The organism is Limnobacter sp. MED105, from assembly GCF_000170915.1.
Classification (GTDB): Bacteria; Pseudomonadota; Gammaproteobacteria; order Burkholderiales; family Burkholderiaceae_B; genus Limnobacter.
Genome location: NZ_ABCT01000001.1, coordinates 492,957 through 510,503 on the forward strand (window position 1 = coordinate 492,957; position 17,547 = coordinate 510,503).

A 17,547-nucleotide genomic window follows, 5' to 3' on the forward strand; every position below is an offset into this window, starting at 1 on the left:
GGAGATTCAGCTTTACATCCGGAAGTGTTCGCCGAGGTACACGCGGCGTACATCGTCGTTTTTCACAATTTGCTCGGGACTGCCCGAGGCCAGCACGCGGCCCGCGCTGATGATGTAGGCGCGATCACAAATGCCCAGGGTTTCCCGTACATTGTGGTCGGTGATCAGCACACCGATACCTTTGGATTTCAAAAAGGCAACGATGCGTTGAATTTCCAGTACCGCAATGGGGTCAACGCCTGCGAAGGGCTCGTCCAGCAAAATGAAGCGCGGCTGGCTGCCCAGCGCACGGGCAATTTCAAGTCGGCGGCGTTCGCCACCCGAGAGGGACGCCGCCAGCGAGGTGCGAATGTGCGCAATTTGAAGGTCGTTCAGCAAGTCTTCGACAGCCTGATCCACCGTTTTGTCTCTGGGTGGATTGATTTCAAGCACTGCGCGAATGTTGTCTTCCACAGTCAGTTTGCGAAACACGGAGGCTTCCTGAGGAAGATAAGAAAGCCCTGCGCGTGCGCGCTCGTGAATGGGTTGCAAGGTGATGTCGCGGCCTTCCAGGCAAATGTTGCCCTCGTCGGCACTGACCAAACCCACAATCATGTAAAAGCAGGTGGTTTTACCCGCACCGTTGGGGCCTAACAGGCCCACCACTTCACCGGTGTCTACATGCAGGGAAACGTCTTCAATCACACGCTTGCTGCGGTAGGCTTTGCGCAGGCTGAGTGCCTGAAGGCGGCCTTGACCTGTCAATGTGTGTGCAGGGGTGTTGCTCACTTGCTGCCCCCTTTGGGCGCGGGCTCGGGCGCAGGTTCCGTCGATTGGGTTTTTGGTTTGATCACGGCTTGAACGCGTGAGGAGCCGCTGCTGCTGGGTGAACCCACCACATTCAGGAATTCGGTGTTTTGCTCGTAGGTGATCCGTGTGCCCGAGATGGACTCAGTCAGCTGACCATTGGTACTTTTTTGAATGCTGGCCGCACCAGTCAACGTCACTATCGATTTGTTGCCGTCGAATTCTATGGTGTTACCAGTGCCGTTGATCAGCAATACCTCGTTGGGCGTCTCTGAATCACGTTGTTGCTTGAAGCGGGCTGGTTTACCTTCCACGGTTGCAAACTGGGTGCCGTCGCTGCGCTCGGTCAGTGTGAGTTTGTCGCCGCGAATCACCAGGCTTCCACGTGTTAAGAGCACGTTGCCAGTGAAAACATTCACATTTGACTTCTCGTTGTAAGTCATCTGGTTGGCGTCGATGGTGGTGGGTTGTTGTTTGTCCGATTCCAGTGCTTGCGCGCAAACCCCAAAGGCCAGTGCAGGCGCAGCCAGTGCGAGGGAAATCCAGGTAGAGCGTTTCATCGTTTGGCCTCTATGCGAAACTTGATTGACCCTTGGGCAGTCAATTCGCCAGTGTCGTTGTTCAGTGTGGCACCTTGTGCTTCAAACCGTTGGCCTGGTCGCGTCACCAGCACATTTTTGTCGGTTGAAATTTCGTTGGTGATATTGTCGATTCGTATTTCTTCAGACTTCATGGTGGTCAGCAGCCCTTCGTTTTGACTGGTCACCACAACGTTGTCCCGCAAGAAAATTTCATCCGTGTCGAGCAGGTAGACACCTTTTTGGGCATTGCCTTTGACCATGCCATTGCCCGATTCAAACTGTTCCAGTTCAGGCGCTGTAATGTTCCACACATTGCCTTGTGGAATATGCTCGGCTGCGTTGCTGCGGATGATTGAATATTTATTCTCGGCCAGGTCGTGGCTTTGTACCGAAAAATTACGCAGATAGTAGTCGCTGCTGGTCGGATCGCTTTTGCCGCTGGTGCTGAACAGGCTGAGCTCAGATTGAATTGCAAACCAATACGAGGTGGCCGCCAGTGCGAACGTCAACAGCAGCGGAATGAACTGCGAAATCAGGTTGAAAAAAGCACTCAACGGTTTCACGCTGTTTCCCATGGGTTTTGATAGCCTGCCTGGTGACTCAAAATGAAGTCGCACAATTCGCGGGCTGCACCATCGCCTGGTGGGCGCGTGTTAATCCAGTTGGCAGAGTTTTTCATGGCAGCCGGGGAGTGCTGCGTGGTGGCCGCCAGAGCAACCTGTTGCAGCACTGGATAGTCGGGCCAGTCATCCCCAAAAAAGCCGCATTCGCTCCAGTCCAGCCCCAATAGCTGGCGAATTTCATCATAGGCTTGCAGCTTGGTTTTGCAGCCCTGAACCAGTTGATAGATGCCAAGGTCTTTGGCACGTTTTTCCACAATGGTGCTGGAGCGCGCGGTGATCCAGATCACCTTGATGCCATGGTCCATCAGCAGTCGAAGGCCCTGGCCGTCAAATACACTAAAGCGTTTCATGACCTCGCCTTCATTGCCGAAGTACAGGCCACCATCAGTCAGTGTTCCGTCTACATCAAAACCCATCAATTTGATGTTTGCCGCAGCTTGGGCGGCAGTGGGTTGGCGGTCGGTCAATTGATCCATCACACCACCTTGGCTTCGAAAAGATCATGGAAATTCAGGGCGCCGACAATGTGTCCCTGTTCGTCTGTGACCACCACCTGGCTGATGTGGCTGACTTCCATCATGCGAACGGCCTCTACGGCCAGCTTGTCGGGTGAAATGCACTTGGGCAGAGTGTTCATCACTTCGCTCACCAGCAAACCGCGTAAATCCAGGCCTTGTTCAATCAGGCGGCGCAGGTCACCATCGGTAAAAACGCCCAGCAGTTTGTTGTTGGCCCCCACAACGGCAGTCATGCCCAGGCCCTTTTTGGTGATTTCCAGAATGGCACTGGAAATGCTGGCTGATGGTGAAACGGTGGGGATTCGGTCGCCTTTTCGCATGACATCGCTGACATGGGTCAACAGTTTGCGTCCCAGGCTGCCACCTGGATGCGAGAGTGCGAAGTCTTCTTCGCTGAAACCACGCGCTTTCAAAACCACCACGGCAAGCGCATCGCCAAGGGCCAAGGCTGCGGTGGTGCTGGCAGTTGGGGCCAAATTCAGGGGGCAGGCTTCTTTTTCAACGCCACAGTCCAGTACCAAGTCCGCCTGCCGGGCCAAGGCTGAATCGAGTTTGCCGGTCATGGCGACTATTTTTGCGCCCCGCCGTGCAATGGCTGGCAACACCGCGACCAATTCTTCGGTATTTCCCGAATTAGACAGGGCAATGACCACGTCGTCTTGGGTAATCATGCCCAAATCGCCATGAGAGGCTTCGGTGGCGTGCACGAAAAAAGAAGGCGTGCCCGTGCTGGCAAAGGTGGCAGCAATTTTTTTGGCAATCAGGCCCGACTTGCCCACACCGACCAGAATGACTCGACCCTTGCAGTTCAGTATGGCGGTGGTGGCTTGGCTGAACTGATCATTCAAGCGTTCAGCCAGTGCCGAGACTGCTTGGGCTTCAATGGCAAGCGCCTCCCTGGCCATGGCCAGAAAATCGTGCTTGTCATTATTCGACGGTGTTTTTGACATGGTAGACCCTGATAGACTTAAGCAACTAAGGTGCTTGAGGCTGTGCTCTTTTCAGGGCAGTATAGCAAAGCGCGTGCCAATTCTCTCCACTTCCTAAGCATTAAACGTGCCTAACGCTCTAGAGCTGTCTTTGATTCTAATGCTGGTCGCCGTATTGGCGGTCTCGCTTTTCCGTCACTGGAAGCTGCCCGCCATGCTGGGCTATCTGTTTGCGGGTACGCTGATTGGTCCTTATTCATTCGGCATCGTGCCCGATACCGCCGAAACCCGGCATCTGGCAGAGTTCGGCGTTGTTTTCCTGATGTTCTCAATTGGTCTCGAGTTCAGTTTGCCGAAACTGCATGCCATGCGCCGTGTTGTGTTTGGCCTGGGGTTTGCGCAAGTAGGGCTGACCATGCTGGGCGTGATGGGCCTGGGCTTGTTGGCTGGCTATTTCTTTGAGGTGCCACTGAGCACCGCCTTCGTGCTGGCAGGGGCTGCAGCCATGTCTTCCACGGCGATTGTCAGTAAATTGTTGTCGGAGCGGCTTGAACTCGATTCTCCCCATGGTCGTCAAATCATGGGTATTTTGTTGTTTCAGGATTTGGCCGTGGTGCCGCTACTCATCATTATTCCAGCACTGGGCCAAGGGGCTGAGAACCTTACTGTGACACTGAGCCTGGCGGTGGTGAAGGCCGCACTGGTGTTGGGGCTGATGTTGGTGTTTGGCCAGCGCATGATGAATTGGTGGATGACATTCGTGGCCCGCAGCAAGTCGCAAGAATTGTTTGTGCTGAATGTGCTGTTGATCACCTTGGGCTTGGCTTGGTTGACCGAGCTTGCAGAGCTGTCGCTGGCCCTTGGTGCATTTGTGGCGGGCATTCTGATTGCAGAGACCCAGTACAAACATCAAGTGGAAGAGGACATCAAGCCATTTCGTGATGTGCTGCTGGGTCTCTTCTTCGTGACCACAGGCATGCTGCTGAACCCACAAGTGGTGATGCAGAATTGGTACTGGGTAATTTTGCTGGCGGTACTCCCGGTGTTGGCCAAGTTGGTGTTGATTGCGGCACTGGCCCGGATATTTGGTGCGAACACCGGCACAGCCATGCGCACCGGCATTTATCTGGCGCAGGCCGGTGAATTCGGTTTCGTGCTACTGGCCAACACGGGTTCAGCCGGTTTTGGTTTGGTCCCCGACCCTTGGTTACAAACCATTACGGCCAGCATGGTGCTATCCATGTTGGCAGCGCCCTTCATGATTCAACATGCAGATCGAATCGTGCTGCGCTTTTCAAGTCAGGAATGGTTGCAAAAATCGCTGGAGTTGCACCAAATTGCCCAGAAGAGTCTTGCCACGACCAAGCATGTACTGATCTGCGGCTTCGGGCGCAGTGGTCAGCACCTGGCCCGGTTGCTGGACCGTGAAGACCTGGATTATGTGGCTTTGGATCTGGATCCGGACCGTATTCGTGAAGCGACCGCAGCAGGCGATTCGGTGGTTTTTGGCGACGCCGCAAAGCGTGAAACACTGGTCGCTGCGGGTTTGCTGCGGGCATCCTGTGTAGTGGTCACATTTGCTGAATTCAAGTCGGCCGAGAAGGTGTTGACAGCAGTGCGTGCTTTGGCTCCGAATGTTCCAGTTGTGGTGCGCACTTACGATGAAAGTGATCTGGAGAAACTGACTGCAGCTGGAGCCACCGAGGTGGTGCCAGAAATTCTTGAAGGCAGTTTGATGCTGGGCTCACAGGCCTTGATGTTGTTGGGTGTGCCGGTTTCTCGTGTGGTCAAACAGATTCGAGCCATTCGTGAATCGCGTTACCAAATGTTCAGGGGGGTATTCCGTGGCGTAGACGACGAAGCGGATACACCCGAAAACCAATGGATCCGTTTGCATTCGGTGTTCCTGGAGCCGGGAGCCAGTGGCGTGGGTAAAAGCCTGGCCGAGTTGGGTATTCTTGAATTGGACATTGAAGTAAGCGCAATTCGCAGGCGTGGTATTCGGGGCGGGGATCCTTCCCCCGATACGCAACTGGAGTCGGGGGATATCCTGGTGCTGAAGGGGCAGCCTGATGCTTTAAGTTTGGCCGAAGCCATTATTCTTGGCCGCAAGTCTATGGGGCGTTGAATTGGTGTTTACCGAATAATATAAAGTGCCGCGCAATCAGCGCCTTGCGCCTCGTCCCATTGACTGCCGTTGATGGTGCACAGTTCTTCCTCGCCACTAATCACCTGCACTGCGCCACGCAGGGGGTTGCCATCATCGAGTTTGCGGTCAATTTCTGCCAGTTGGGCAACAGGTACGGTTTCGCCAATCAGCAAGGCCATTGCATTTTCCCGGGAGTTAGGGCCCTGCATGGTGTTGTTGAGCAGGTACTGGCCACTGAACTGGTTGCCCATGGTGCTGGCGGGCGTGCAATTTCCAGATTGGTCACTGCCACCGGTGAAGTCACCTTGGATGAAACCTGACAGTTGAAGATGCGTGAATACATTGCAGGATTCTTCGCCTTCAATCAGGCCGTTGCCGTCACCGCCGCTGTTGGAAAGCCCAGCTGCGCTGGCCGCAATGAAGTCACCGGGCAAGGCTGAATAACGTGCCTGAAAAGCGGACAATGCTGTTTCAAGGCTGGCGATGTCGGTAAGAGTGGCCTGTACGCGGGCGCTGTTCAGCAGCTCGCGTCCCTTCAGTACGCCACCAGCGAGTATTGCCAGCACAGCCAGCGCAATGGCCAGTTCTAATAAAGAGAACCCGTTCTGGGTCTGGTGTCGAGGTTGTTTCAATTCAATTCTCCTGAATGTGAGGTGTGTCGAGCGCGCCGCGTTTCATCCAAAGCCAGTTCAGACGTTCAAATGAAAGCCAAACGGGGTTTGCAGCGGGTTGGTCGGGATTGATAAAAAATTGTTGATACCGGTTTTGGTTTGCAAGATCGTCTGCTGGGTATGCAAGCCACACGGTGGTTGCGTTCAACAAGGTGTGCGCGCCGCAGCCTGAATTGACGTTGGGTGGAATTGCATGACCTTGCACAAGCTGACACAGGTGAATGGCTGGCAATGGCCCTGCGCCCAAGGGGTAGTTGGCGGTGTAGGGGGCCATCACAATTTCGGTCAACTGTTGCGGGCTGAGTTGTGCAAAAGGTTGCGCTGACACCAGCGCATCTTGCGCGGGCTCGCCGGCCTGTTCCAGCGTGGCCACCGCCATTTTCCACTGCCCCTCGATCCCCCAGGTGGCCAGTGTCGCAATTGGAAGCCAACCCTCCTTGCGCGTGCAGGCATCACCGGTGCGCGATTCGGCACCCTTGTATTGGTCTGCAGGGCAGGGCAGCCTGCCTGTGGCCAGCACAAAACCTTCGACGGTCTCAAGAATGCGTTGCCTTGATTCCAGGTGTGCAAGTACTTTGTTTTTTTCTCGCTGACTGGCCAAGAGGTGCAGCACAGGCCCCAGAATGATCGCCATGAGCACAACCACAAGTGCAACCTCGATCAGCATAAAACCACGCGCATGGATACCGACGACTTGATGATGGCGATTCATGGCGTACTTGGCAGTTTGAAACTGAATTGATCAAGATTGAGCAAGGTGTTGTTCGGCCAGGAAAAGTGGCAAAGGCAAGCTGTGCTGTTTTGACTAAGCGGGCATTGGTTGCTGTAGCTTGGGCGACACGATTTGTTGATGGCTGCGATGGGTTCAAAGTGGCTGACTGGCCAAAGGTTTTTCATGTGGGCAGGGCCATTGAATATGCAGGGTTGATTAGGCAGGCTGGTGCAATCTGTTTGCGTGTTGTTGCTTGCGCAGTTCGGATTGTTGTCCTGGCATGAGGCAGGTGATATCCACTTGCCGGTGTTTTGGCAATGGCAACTGCAGCGTGTTTTTGTGCAACGGCATTGGCAACCCGAGTCGATGGGTTGATATAGATTGGAAAGCGTGTCAGCAAGCAGCATATTTTCATGGTCACTTGTACTGGCGTTGAATTGCGGGTTGAGTTGTTGCCAGGCAGTCAGCATCATTTTCAGTTGATGTTGTTGCGTCCGTTTCATGTGCATTTTCAGTTCATTGACATGAACGAGAACATAGGGAGAAGAAATGTCGTACTGATGCTCTGCGATGGGGGTAATTGTTTTTGCAACCACCGCAACGATGTTTGTTTTGATGTGATCATTTTCATCGGAAATTCGAACCTGAATTGACGGTCTCGAAAAGTTCACCCAACGACTCCAGCCCAATGCGTTGGGTTGAATCACCTGGCTAGAGACCGCGTACTGCCATTGCGTGTTGGTGGATAAGTCCATGTCGTTGAAGCGGGCATCAATTCCAGCGTTCAGGTAGTTGATTGCGATTTTGCTGTGAACGGGAAGATAGCCCCAAGGTTTGTTCAAACACGTGGTTTGCGCATATTCACCAGCTTGTATGGCTGGACAGGGCAGGTGACCCAAATGGCTTTGGCTGTGCAAACCCTGATTGGCAGAAAATCCTAAAAGGCTTGCACGAATTTGTTCAAGAATCTGGGTTTCACGGGCCTTTTGTTGCAGCAGTAAGCTTTGCTTGAATACTTCATTGTTGCGAAATTCAAGGGCTGCGAAACCCAGCATGAAGATCAGAATTAACAGTGCAAGCAGCGAATAGCCCTTGTGTTTAAAAGCCTTGCTCATGGGAGCCACTTTTTCTGAACGGGGTCAAAAGTTTTTTGACCCTGTTTTGTGATCATCCAGCCTTGTACTTTGTAAGCGGGTTCAGATATTTTGCTTTCCGCTGCGATGGGCTGTGTCGTGCCTGATGCTGTGGGGGGCACAAAAAGGTGTTCGCTCGGTGGGGACTCGCTTAACAACAGTGTCGACCGAATGTTAGTAGGTGCTTTGGCAAAGCACAGCAAGTAAAACGGTGTTTTAACTGCTGCAGGTTTGGTCTCTAAAACGCATTGTCCCGAGCCCGGCCGCTTGGTGTTTATCCATGTGATCCAGGTTCGCCAAAGATCAGATTCTTCATTGAAGTGTTGTTCAAGAAAAAGCGTTTCTGTTGGTGGCGTTGTTTCCTGAATTTTCAGACTTGGCTTGTTGTTCAGTTGTTGTTCAATTTCGATGTTGCGCAGAGTGATCAGTGCAAAAAAAGCGGCCAGCAGCAACACCAGGTCGAGTGCAGGGCGCACCCAGCGAAACCAAATTATTCGTTGCGTTGTGATTGTCAGTGGGCTCATCGGTTTGTTGGTTCAGTTGAGCAGTGTGTTTGGGTCGGATTGTTCAATGTGCACCCTTTGGGAACCCGTTTTCGATCTCTGGCCAAATTTGCAGTGGTCAGAATTTCTCCTTGCTCGTCCCACGACATTTTCAGTGACAGCAGATTGGCTCGTTCGCCTCGACCGAATTTGCGAATTTGTTCCAGCCAATCTTCAAATGGGGCCGCTTTGGCGTTGCGAGGCTGCGCCACTAGTGATGTCTTGAATTGCTGTAAGTTGGCTTTCTCGTACTTTAGTTGTTGCTGATTGGCATGCCAGCTCATCAACAGGAATGTGCCCAGCACGCAAGCCGCGGCTACACCGCGAACCGCTTGATAATAGCCAGTGGGTTTGACCCACAGTGTCATGTAAAGATGAAGGCTGCCAAGGAATTGGCCAGTTCCTGATTTCCTTGAGTTCAAGAAATTCTTCAGGTGGTTGAATTCATGTTTATTCAGCAAGGCCATTTGAATGGCGCGATTGAATTGCTCCGATTTCTGCGAAGAAATGACTTGAATACTTTTTCCCATGCTGCGCAGTTCAGTCAGTACCTGCTGGTGAAAGGCAGTGGCTGGTGTTTCAATAATTCGTTGTGGGTCTTCCGCAATCCCCGCCCAGTGGAGCTCTGTCCACAGCGAGTCGGCAATGTTGTTTTGGAATACATTCAAATAAACAAGTGTGTCTGGCAGGCTGAAGCTGGAAAGTGCAATTGCACTGCCACTAAACTCACTGTAAGAAAGACGCTGTTCTTCGATCCACCGTTGGTCTTTTTGACGAAACAGAATTGCCAGGTTCTGCTCAATCACCCACACGTCTGCATGCATTGGGGTGCTTGTCATGACAGTCCAGTCAGGTTGTTGTACAGCGGAGCCAATGTGAACTGATACGCCATGGCAAGGGTCATTGCTGCTATGGACAAGGCCACCGAAGGCAAGGTGCTTTGTAAACGTTGTTGGGTTTCCCTTGCCTGTATTTCATACACTTTCGCAGCCAGAAAAAAGCAGTAAGCCAGGTTGCCGGTTTGCTCAGCCAGTTGACTTTGGCGTATCAGAAAACCAGGTGCACCCGCGGCCTGCATTGACTGGCTTAGTGACATACCGAGTTTCAACTGCTGTTGAATACCCTGCATCAAATGATTCAGGTTCCGCAAAGTTTTCGCCGAAAGGTGTGTGCCACCCCACCAGTTTGGTGTGGGTAGAGTACGGTGACGCAGGCAGTGCATCAGATCAAGGCCCGCCTGGAGTTCACAAGCTATGACATGGTAAAAGTTGGATGAAAGCCAAATATTGTTTGGTAGCAACGGCTGGGTTTCAGTGCTGCCTTTGACGGATCTGAATTTCAGGTAGGCGGCGCTTGCCAAGGTGAAAGTACCGATCAAAAGCAGGCTGTTTGACCAGCTGCTGGCGGGTGTGTGGGAGTTTACTTTCTGCGTCAAATGCGGCGCACTCACGTGGTGTAATAAAACCCAGCAGGCGCAGGCCAATACCAAAACCAGCAATGGGTAAACAAGGCTTTTGCCCAATGTGTGTTGGGCTTCGCTGGTTGTTTTCCAGCGATCCAGTTGGGTTTGCAAGGCCAGGCCAAGATCACCGCTGGCCTGTGCACACACGAGTGCAATTTCCAGATGCATAGGCACCTTGCCAAAGGCTGCACGAAAGGCGGTTTGAAGGTTTTGCCCTTCCTGAAGGTAGCGCGACGCATGGTTTAATCCCAGGCGTAAGGTATTTCCTTGTGTGCGTCCGGTTTGAAGTTCACTGCTCAGTGAAAGCGCATCAAGTGCGGGCATACCCGACTGTAACAATTCAGCCCATTGGCCCAACCAGGCACGCCATGTTGATGATTTTACTTGGTCGCCAATTGACTTATTTTTCATGGTTTGCTGGCAGGCTTGGCGTTGGAAATGGAAGGTGATTCAATGGCGAGAACAGTTGCATTAATCCATCAATACTTTTGCAGCTGAGTACCTCTTTGCGAGGCATGTTTTTTAGATTAATGATTTCAGCCCACAATTGACGTCGCTCATTTCGCTCAGCAGGTTTTAGACGAAGGGTGACAATGCCGTTCAAGCAATTCAGCAGGCTGCCAAGACGCACATTCAGTTCCGTAATTCGGTTGATCGCCCCAAGGCAGTCGGGCGCATGCACCGATGCAAACAATCGATGGCCGGTGAGTGCTGCATTCAAGGTGAGTTCAGCGGTTTCCTCATCCCTGACTTCACCAACCAGAATGGTGTCAGGGTCCTGGCGCATCAATGAGCGCAAGCCCGACGCAAAGTTCAGATGAGGAAGTCTGGACAGGTCTGTTTGAACAGCCTCGGGATTGATGATTTCCACCGGATCTTCAAGCGTTGCGATCCGGCCTGCACTTGCACCTAGATGATTGAGCATCGCATGCAGTGTGGTTGTTTTTCCGCTCCCAGTGGCACCAGCTACCAGTGTGAGTCCGTTTTCGTGAGCGAGTAGTTGTTCAATGTGCACCAAGGCGGCTTGACTTAACCCAAGCTGATTCAAAGGCATCCGGCTGTGGGTGTTCAACAGCCGGATCACCAGGTTTTCGCCATGCAGACTGGGGTGTGTGGCCAGTCGAAGATCAATGTTGTTGCGACTCAGCCTCGCGTCTTGAGGGCGGCGCGTTTCGGCGATGTTCATTTTGCTTTCGGCCTTGAAGGCCTGAACAAGCGATCGGCCCGTGTCGCTGGGAATATCTCGCACCGGGCTTAGTTTTCCGTTGACGCGCAACCGCACACTGAAGTTCATCGGGTTGGGCGTGAGGTGAATATCCGATGCATTCACCGCGCTGGCATAAGCGATCGTGTTGTCGATATTTTTAAAAGCCGTATCCAGTGGTGTCTGTGTCATTGAAGTTTTGCCTGTATCAACGAACGCACCGTAAGCAAGGGCAGTGAACATTCCTGTAGTTGACATCGCGCCTCGGCTTGCGACAGGTGGTCGAGGGCATTGGTGAATTGTCCAAGGCTGCTTTGATGAAGTGCCATGTTGTAGAAAGGTTCGGGTGTATTCGGAAAGCGTTCTATAAGAAGTTCAAGAAGTGCGTTCAGCGCTTTGTTTTGCCCGGCTTGATACATGGTCAGGCCAGCAGACAAGGCTTTGTTAAGCTCGCCCAGCTCTTTGTTTGTTTGAAGTTGGTTTGCAGTCGCACTTTCAAGCACGGTTGCCTTAAGTAACACCACCAGTTCAATGTGACTTTCTCCACGGTTTTTGCTTTGTGTGATCAAGTCGACAGATTCCGGGGCACCGGGAATACCTCGACTCAAGCTGCTGTTCTCTTTCTGGCGTAGCCCACCCAGCAGGGCCATCTCGCCACTTTTTAATCGCAGTATTGATTCCAGTTCGCGCGTTTGTACCTCGGGTACCCGACTGATGATGTTGAGCTGTTGCAATGCCGGGTTGGGGTCTTGCACAAAGCCTACAATTCGGCTCAGTGTGGGGCGGACCCGCAACTGAATTGCATTGTTGTCCGCAATTTGCGGAGTTACCGTCATCAGGAAACCCACCGGTACTGTTTGAACTTGTGTGGTAAACGTGGAAAATGCAGGACTGTTTTGTGTAGGTGCACTGGTTTGAACATCGGTTGTGAAATACACCCGGTTGTCGATCACTTTCAGCACAGCAGCTTGTTGATTCATGGTCACGACGCGCGGCGATGAAAGCACTTCTGTTTTCCCAAACTCCTCCAACAGGCGCAAGGCCACGCTGGTGTCGGTATTGCCGGTGTTTCGCAACGCATTGAACGTGAGGGCTGGGTTACCCAAGTTAAGCCCTTGCACCGCCAGGCCCGCGGTAATTCCGTTTTGGCGCAGCACATTCCAGTCAATTCCTCGCTCGTAGCGATCATTCAGTGAGATCTCGGTGATTACCGCTTCAATCACAATTTGCCGATCAACCCGACGCTGAATTTGTGTGAGCCACTGTGCTACCCTGCGATGCTGGCTGGGCTTTGCGATCACCGACACGGTTCCAGATTCCGGATTGGTGATGACTCGCCCGGAGCGGGTTTCTTTACGAGTCGTTGTGATGTCCCGTTTCTCGGAGGAAACTGCAGTGGTACTCCTCAAATTGGGTTGTGCTCGGCGAGGGGATGTGTTGCGCGTGCTGGCATAGGCACGGTCTTCATCTTCATCAATGACGCGTTCCCGCGTCGAGAGTTCTACCGGCTTTATCTGCACCTGAATGATCTGTTCAATTTGAGTCGCGATGTCTTCCCACAAGTCGTGCTGTTGTGAGTTGTTCAGCACCAGTTCCGAGCGATTGCCAGTTTCCCGTCGATCAGTCAGTTCGCGCGGGCCGCCAGCGATTGCCGAACTCAAGCTGGATGAGTCATTCATTTCCCGGGCAATTGACAGGTAGTCAAGGGTATACACCCGAAGCTCATCTGCCTCGCACCGCATGGACAGCTGATTGCCTGCAAATTGCACGCTGGCACCGGATTGAAGTTCCAGGCTTTCTATGACTTGTTGAAGTGGCATGTCTCGGCCCACCAGGCTGACCGGGGCGTCGCCGCAGTTGTCCATTTCATAGCCAAGCTTTAGCTCCCGCGAAATCAGTTCGAGCACTTGGCTTGCGGGTATGTTTTCAAGCCGGAAAGTGAATGTTTGCTGATGTCTTTGCCACGCGTTGCTGCTGTGCTGAACTTTGTCTGCCCAAAAAACAGCATTCAACTCAAGCGTGTGCGTCACTTCAAGCGGCGCAATGCGCTCGCTTGTTTGGGGAGGAGTGGCCACGCACGCAGTCAGGAGGGTGGTCAAACCGATTAAAAACACAAGCAGTGAGGGCACGGGCAGACTTTTCAGGGTTTAAGTGCTGCGGATCATACTTTGATGAAACCATTTCCACGCTTCGTGGTCATGCCTTGTGGGTGAGCCTGTCACCATTTGGATGGTGAGTGCATGTCCTTCGGGGTACAATAGCTCCCAAATTCGTATTCGTTTACTAAGGAGCCCCCATGGGCTTTGTTGCTCAATTAAAAAACGTGGACTTCGGCTACGCCGATCGCCTCATTCTGGAAAACATTTCGCTGGACATCCCCAAGGGCAAAGTGGTTTCTGTCATGGGTGGCTCTGGTTCGGGCAAAACCACTTTGCTGCGCTTAATGTGTGGTCAGTACCCGGTTAATCGGGGTGAGGTAGAAGTGCTGGGCCAAAATGTGGTGACTGCCAGTACACAACAGCTTTACGCATTCCGCAAAAAAATCGGTGTGCTTTTTCAGTTTGGTGCGCTTTTTACCGATTTGAATGTCTTCGAGAATGTGGCGTTTCCGCTGCGTGAACACACCAATCTGCCCGAAGCAGCCATTCGCGATCTGGTGCTGTTGAAGTTGCAGGCCGTGGGCCTTCGTGGAGCAAGCAATCTTTTTCCGTCGGAAATCTCCGGCGGCATGAGCCGGCGAGTGGCCCTGGCCCGCGCCATTGCGCTCGATCCCGAACTGATTTTTTACGATGAACCCTTTGCCGGGCTTGATCCAATTTCGCTGGGCATCACAGCCAACCTCATTCGTACCCTGAATGATGCCTTGGGCGCCACCTCAGTGGTGGTTACCCACGATATTCACGAGTCCTTTGCAATCAGTGACCATGTCATTGTGATTGCGAATGGCAAGGTACTTGCGCAAGGTACGCCAGCAGAAGTGGAGGCCAACCAGGATCCTTACGTTCAACAGTTCATCCAAGGTTTGCCCGAAGGGCCTGTGAAGTTTCATTATCCTGCACGCAATTTGCAGGAGGACTTTGCATGAATCCAATCGCATTGGTTTCCCGCCTGGGGGCGGGTGTTATTGCAACAATTGCCGGCCTGGGTGTTTTTGCGCGTTTTGTGGGCAACTTGTTCATGTTGCTTCCTAAGGCTTTATTCCGCCCGCGCCTTGTTATCGATCAAATCCATTTCATTGGCAATTATTCGCTGGTCATCATTGTCGTCTCGGGTCTTTTTGTGGGCTTCGTGTTGGGCTTGCAAGGTTATTACACCCTGAACAGGTACGGTGCCGAGCAGGCCTTGGGTCTCCTGGTGGCTTTGTCACTGGTGCGTGAATTGGGTCCGGTGGTGTCTGCTTTGCTGTTCGCTGGCCGAGCTGGCACATCGTTGACGGCTGAAATTGGTCTGATGAAAGCAGGTGAGCAGTTGACCGCCATGGAAATGATGGCCGTGGATCCCAAAGCGCGCATTGTTGCCCCTCGCTGGATAGCCGGTTTGATTTCCCTGCCTTTGCTGGCAGGTTTGTTCAGTGCGGTGGGTATTTTTGGCGGTTACGTGGTGGGTGTGTTGTTGATCGGTGTGGATTCAGGTGCATTTTGGTCTCAAATGCAGGCTGGTGTGGACGTGCGTGACGACATTCTCAACGGGGTGATTAAAAGCGTGGTGTTTGGTGTGGCTGTCAGCTCAATTGCCTTGTTCCAGGGCTATGCGTGTCAGCCCACGCCTGAAGGTGTTTCCAGGGCAACCACCCGAACCGTGGTGATTTCCTCCCTGACTATTTTGGGTCTCGATTTCGTGCTAACAGCACTCATGTTCAGTATTTAACGGATTGAAGGTATGAAAAAGAACACGGCAGTGGATTTTTGGGTGGGCCTGTTTGTGCTAATTGGCGCACTTGCATTGGTGTTTCTCGCTTTGAAGGCGGGCAACTTGAGTTCTTTCACCACGGGCGATCAATACCGGGTGACCGCAGAATTTGACAATATCGGTGGCTTGAAGCCTCGTGCGCCTGTTAAAAGTGCGGGTGTCACCGTGGGGCGTGTGGCCAACATCAACCTTGATCCAGTCACATTCCGTGCAGTCGTGGCCCTGGATTTGGAGGAGGGCTTCGAGTTTCCCAAGGACTCTTCAGCTAGAATCCTTACCTCAGGCCTGCTGGGTGAGCAATATGTGGGTATTGAGGCCGGTGGAGATCTCGAGAATCTAGCCAGCGGCGAGAAGTTTGCGCGTACCCAGTCTGCCGTGGTGCTTGAAAACCTGATTAGCCAGTTCTTGTTTAGCAAAGCCTCGGAAGGCGACTCCGAAAAGTGATGAAGGGGATTTGAAGTGTTAATGTCCATTCGAAAAGTGATTTTGCTGCTTGGCGTGCTTGGCTTGTCCACCGCATGTACCAGCATGCGCGCCCCTTCCGAGTCAGACCCGTTGGAAGGATTCAACCGTTCCGTTGACGGCTTTAACCAGGTGGTAGACAAGGCGGTGGTGAAGCCGCTGGCGCAGGGTTACGACAAGGTAACGCCGCCAGAAATCAAAACCGTGATCGGAAATTTCTTTTCCAATCTGGATGACATCAGTGTGGCGGTCAATAATTTGTTGCAAGGCAAGCCCAAGGCTGCAGGCAGCGATATCACGCGTTTCGCGCTGAACACCACAATCGGAATTGTAGGTTTGGCTGATGTGGCCACCGAACTGGGATTTCAGAAAAACGATGAAGATTTCGGTCAAACCCTGGGTGTGTGGGGCATGGGTTCGGGCCCCTACCTGGTGCTCCCCTTGTTGGGACCAAGCACCCTGCGTGACGCGCCTGCCAGGTTTGTCGATGCTCCCCTCGATCCCCTCTACCATTACGACAATGTTAGGGTGCGCAACAGTTTACTGGTTGTGAATGTGGTGAATACTCGGGCAAGGCTGTTGCCAGCAACCGACCTGGTTGAGCGCGTAGCGCTGGATCAATATGCTTTTGTTCGCGATGCCTACTTGAAGCGCCGTGCCAGTTTGGTGAGAGATGGTGCCCCAGATCCGAACGAACAAAGTTACGAGGATTTTGAAGAAGAATCGCGCAGCGACACTCCCGTTTCTTTTCCACCCTTCAAGGCAGCCCTGGTGCAGCTTGAAACAAGCAGCGCATCTTTAAATACGCAGCCTGATTCAAACTCGTCGATTGGTCTGCCAACCGACCTGCAGCAAAGCGAACGTGCCAAGTCTGGCTTGGGTTTGGTGAACTGATTGGCATTGGGGTGGTCAACCCCTTGGTATGTATTGCGTTTTTAGACTAACGACACACGTTTTGGAAGAATCATGAATATTGCAGTGAACAAGTTGTTTCAATGGGTTGCAGCCGCCGCTTTGGGTTTTGGCCTGATTGCGCAGCCAGCGTTGGCGCAGGATGTACCTGCCAATGAGTTTGTTGAAAAGTTCAGCAATGAGGTGTTGGCCGAGATCAAGGCGCGCAAGCAGGAGTTGTTGGCTGACCCCAAGAAGCTGGATGCCCTGATTGACCAGAAAGTAATGCCCAATGTGAATTTTCGAAGAATGACCCAATTGGTTGTGGGGCGCCCATGGCGCGAAGCCACGCCCGAGCAGCGTGAGCAAATTACCAAAGAGTTTCGCACCCTGTTGGTGAAAACTTACTCTGGCGCGTTGGCGCAGGTCGGTGATCAAACCCTGCAAGTGGACCGCCTGCGTGCCCGCCCGGAAGACACGGATGTGATCGTGAATAGCCGCGTGATCCAGAAAGGCGCCCCGCCCGTCGATTTGGCCTATCGCGTTGAAAAGAAAGACGGCAAGTGGCTGATTTATGACCTGAGCGTTTTGGGTCTGTGGCTGGTTGATTCCTACAAAGCCCAGTTTGGCACGGTGCTGTCCAACTCCGGTGTGGATGGTTTGATTCAAACCCTGAAAACCCTAAACGCTAAGGGTTGATATGAAGGTATCGGTCGATCAAATTACCGTTCGCAACGGAGATCAAGTGATCGCCGAGGTCGCCAAGGCATTTGCCTTGGGCGACCATGTTATTGACTTTTCCTCAGTCAAGCATGTCGATTCCACCGCATTGGCTGTGATTCTTGCAGCCAAGCGAGTGCTTAAATCAGACAAAACCCTTGAACTCCAACATCCTCCCGCGCAGCTGGACAGTTTGATTGCTGCCTACGGAGTACAATCTCTCTTCTCCTAAAACCTGTAGCACCTTTCATCGGT

The 17,547-nt window shown here is 52.7% G+C and carries 20 protein-coding genes; 7 read left to right on the forward strand and 13 right to left on the reverse strand.

Annotated features, from left to right (window positions below):
- Nucleotides 1–12 precede the first annotated feature (12 nt).
- The 5 genes from lptB to LMED105_RS02360 are packed head-to-tail and all read right to left on the reverse strand — an operon-like array spanning nucleotide 13 to nucleotide 3,458.
- Entirely contained in the window at nucleotides 13–768 is a 756-nt protein-coding gene (gene lptB / locus LMED105_RS02340; RefSeq protein WP_008247838.1) for an LPS export ABC transporter ATP-binding protein, read from the reverse strand.
- Nucleotides 765–1,346: a lipopolysaccharide transport periplasmic protein LptA gene (lptA, locus tag LMED105_RS02345; RefSeq protein WP_008247844.1), complete on the reverse strand. Its 582-nt coding sequence runs from the start codon at nucleotides 1,344–1,346 to the stop codon at nucleotides 765–767. The genes lptB and lptA overlap by 4 nt, the downstream gene beginning before the upstream one ends.
- Entirely contained in the window at nucleotides 1,343–1,930 is a 588-nt protein-coding gene (gene lptC, locus LMED105_RS02350; RefSeq protein WP_198006775.1) for an LPS export ABC transporter periplasmic protein LptC, read from the reverse strand. Before lptC ends, lptA begins: the two co-directional genes overlap by 4 nt.
- Complete coding sequence (locus LMED105_RS02355) at nucleotides 1,927–2,466, reverse strand: HAD family hydrolase (RefSeq protein ID WP_008247847.1); 540 nt, start codon at nucleotides 2,464–2,466, stop codon at nucleotides 1,927–1,929. Before LMED105_RS02355 ends, lptC begins: the two co-directional genes overlap by 4 nt.
- Nucleotides 2,466–3,458 (reverse strand): SIS domain-containing protein, encoded by a 993-nt coding sequence (locus tag LMED105_RS02360; RefSeq protein WP_008247854.1) that lies wholly within the window; start codon nucleotides 3,456–3,458, stop codon nucleotides 2,466–2,468. Before LMED105_RS02360 ends, LMED105_RS02355 begins: the two co-directional genes overlap by 1 nt.
- Nucleotides 3,459–3,597: 139 nt before the next feature.
- On the opposite strand from LMED105_RS02360, the gene LMED105_RS02365 reads away from it, so the two are divergent.
- On the forward strand, nucleotides 3,598–5,565 hold the full coding sequence (locus LMED105_RS02365; RefSeq protein ID WP_008247855.1) for a monovalent cation:proton antiporter family protein: 1,968 nt from the start codon (nucleotides 3,598–3,600) through the stop codon (nucleotides 5,563–5,565).
- 8 nt (nucleotides 5,566–5,573) lie between these two features.
- Here LMED105_RS02365 and LMED105_RS16045 read toward each other — a convergent pair whose 3' ends face one another.
- From LMED105_RS16045 to LMED105_RS16050, 8 genes are read right to left on the reverse strand one after another with little or no spacing between them, the layout of a single operon-like run.
- Nucleotides 5,574–6,218 (reverse strand): type II secretion system protein, encoded by a 645-nt coding sequence (locus LMED105_RS16045; protein WP_008247856.1) that lies wholly within the window; start codon nucleotides 6,216–6,218, stop codon nucleotides 5,574–5,576.
- A gap of 1 nt (nucleotide 6,219) precedes the next feature.
- Nucleotides 6,220–6,969: a type II secretion system protein gene (locus LMED105_RS02375; RefSeq protein WP_008247857.1), complete on the reverse strand. Its 750-nt coding sequence runs from the start codon at nucleotides 6,967–6,969 to the stop codon at nucleotides 6,220–6,222.
- Complete coding sequence (locus LMED105_RS02380; RefSeq protein WP_008247858.1) at nucleotides 6,966–8,084, reverse strand: hypothetical protein; 1,119 nt, start codon at nucleotides 8,082–8,084, stop codon at nucleotides 6,966–6,968. Before LMED105_RS02380 ends, LMED105_RS02375 begins: the two co-directional genes overlap by 4 nt.
- The gene (locus LMED105_RS02385) at nucleotides 8,081–8,626 is read right to left on the reverse strand and encodes a hypothetical protein (protein WP_008247859.1); all 546 of its coding nucleotides are present in this window, start codon (nucleotides 8,624–8,626) and stop codon (nucleotides 8,081–8,083) included. The genes LMED105_RS02380 and LMED105_RS02385 overlap by 4 nt, the downstream gene beginning before the upstream one ends.
- Entirely contained in the window at nucleotides 8,623–9,483 is an 861-nt protein-coding gene (locus LMED105_RS02390; protein ID WP_008247860.1) for a hypothetical protein, read from the reverse strand. The genes LMED105_RS02385 and LMED105_RS02390 overlap by 4 nt, the downstream gene beginning before the upstream one ends.
- Complete coding sequence (locus LMED105_RS02395) at nucleotides 9,480–10,517, reverse strand: type II secretion system F family protein (protein WP_008247863.1); 1,038 nt, start codon at nucleotides 10,515–10,517, stop codon at nucleotides 9,480–9,482. The genes LMED105_RS02390 and LMED105_RS02395 overlap by 4 nt, the downstream gene beginning before the upstream one ends.
- On the reverse strand, nucleotides 10,507–11,502 hold the full coding sequence (locus tag LMED105_RS02400) for a GspE/PulE family protein (protein ID WP_008247864.1): 996 nt from the start codon (nucleotides 11,500–11,502) through the stop codon (nucleotides 10,507–10,509). The genes LMED105_RS02395 and LMED105_RS02400 overlap by 11 nt, the downstream gene beginning before the upstream one ends.
- Entirely contained in the window at nucleotides 11,499–13,439 is a 1,941-nt protein-coding gene (locus tag LMED105_RS16050) for a type II secretion system protein GspD (RefSeq protein WP_008247865.1), read from the reverse strand. Before LMED105_RS16050 ends, LMED105_RS02400 begins: the two co-directional genes overlap by 4 nt.
- Nucleotides 13,440–13,606: 167 nt before the next feature.
- Here LMED105_RS16050 and LMED105_RS02410 point away from each other — a divergent pair, with 167 nt between their 5' ends.
- From LMED105_RS02410 to LMED105_RS02435, 6 genes are all read left to right on the forward strand, one after another.
- A complete protein-coding gene (locus LMED105_RS02410; protein ID WP_008247868.1) occupies nucleotides 13,607–14,395 on the forward strand; it encodes an ABC transporter ATP-binding protein in 789 nt (262 codons plus the stop codon).
- Nucleotides 14,392–15,177 (forward strand): lipid asymmetry maintenance ABC transporter permease subunit MlaE, encoded by a 786-nt coding sequence (gene mlaE, locus LMED105_RS02415; RefSeq protein ID WP_008247869.1) that lies wholly within the window; start codon nucleotides 14,392–14,394, stop codon nucleotides 15,175–15,177. The genes LMED105_RS02410 and mlaE overlap by 4 nt, the downstream gene beginning before the upstream one ends.
- A 12-nt stretch (nucleotides 15,178–15,189) precedes the next feature.
- The gene (gene mlaD, locus LMED105_RS02420) at nucleotides 15,190–15,663 is read left to right on the forward strand and encodes an outer membrane lipid asymmetry maintenance protein MlaD (protein ID WP_008247870.1); all 474 of its coding nucleotides are present in this window, start codon (nucleotides 15,190–15,192) and stop codon (nucleotides 15,661–15,663) included.
- Between the two features lie 21 nt (nucleotides 15,664–15,684).
- Entirely contained in the window at nucleotides 15,685–16,575 is an 891-nt protein-coding gene (locus LMED105_RS02425; protein WP_008247871.1) for a VacJ family lipoprotein, read from the forward strand.
- A 72-nt stretch (nucleotides 16,576–16,647) separates the two neighbouring features.
- Entirely contained in the window at nucleotides 16,648–17,271 is a 624-nt protein-coding gene (locus LMED105_RS02430; protein ID WP_008247872.1) for a phospholipid-binding protein MlaC, read from the forward strand.
- Nucleotide 17,272: 1 nt separating this feature from the next.
- Nucleotides 17,273–17,524: a lipid asymmetry maintenance protein MlaB gene (locus LMED105_RS02435; RefSeq protein WP_008247873.1), complete on the forward strand. Its 252-nt coding sequence runs from the start codon at nucleotides 17,273–17,275 to the stop codon at nucleotides 17,522–17,524.
- The last annotated feature ends 23 nt before the right edge of the window (nucleotides 17,525–17,547 follow it).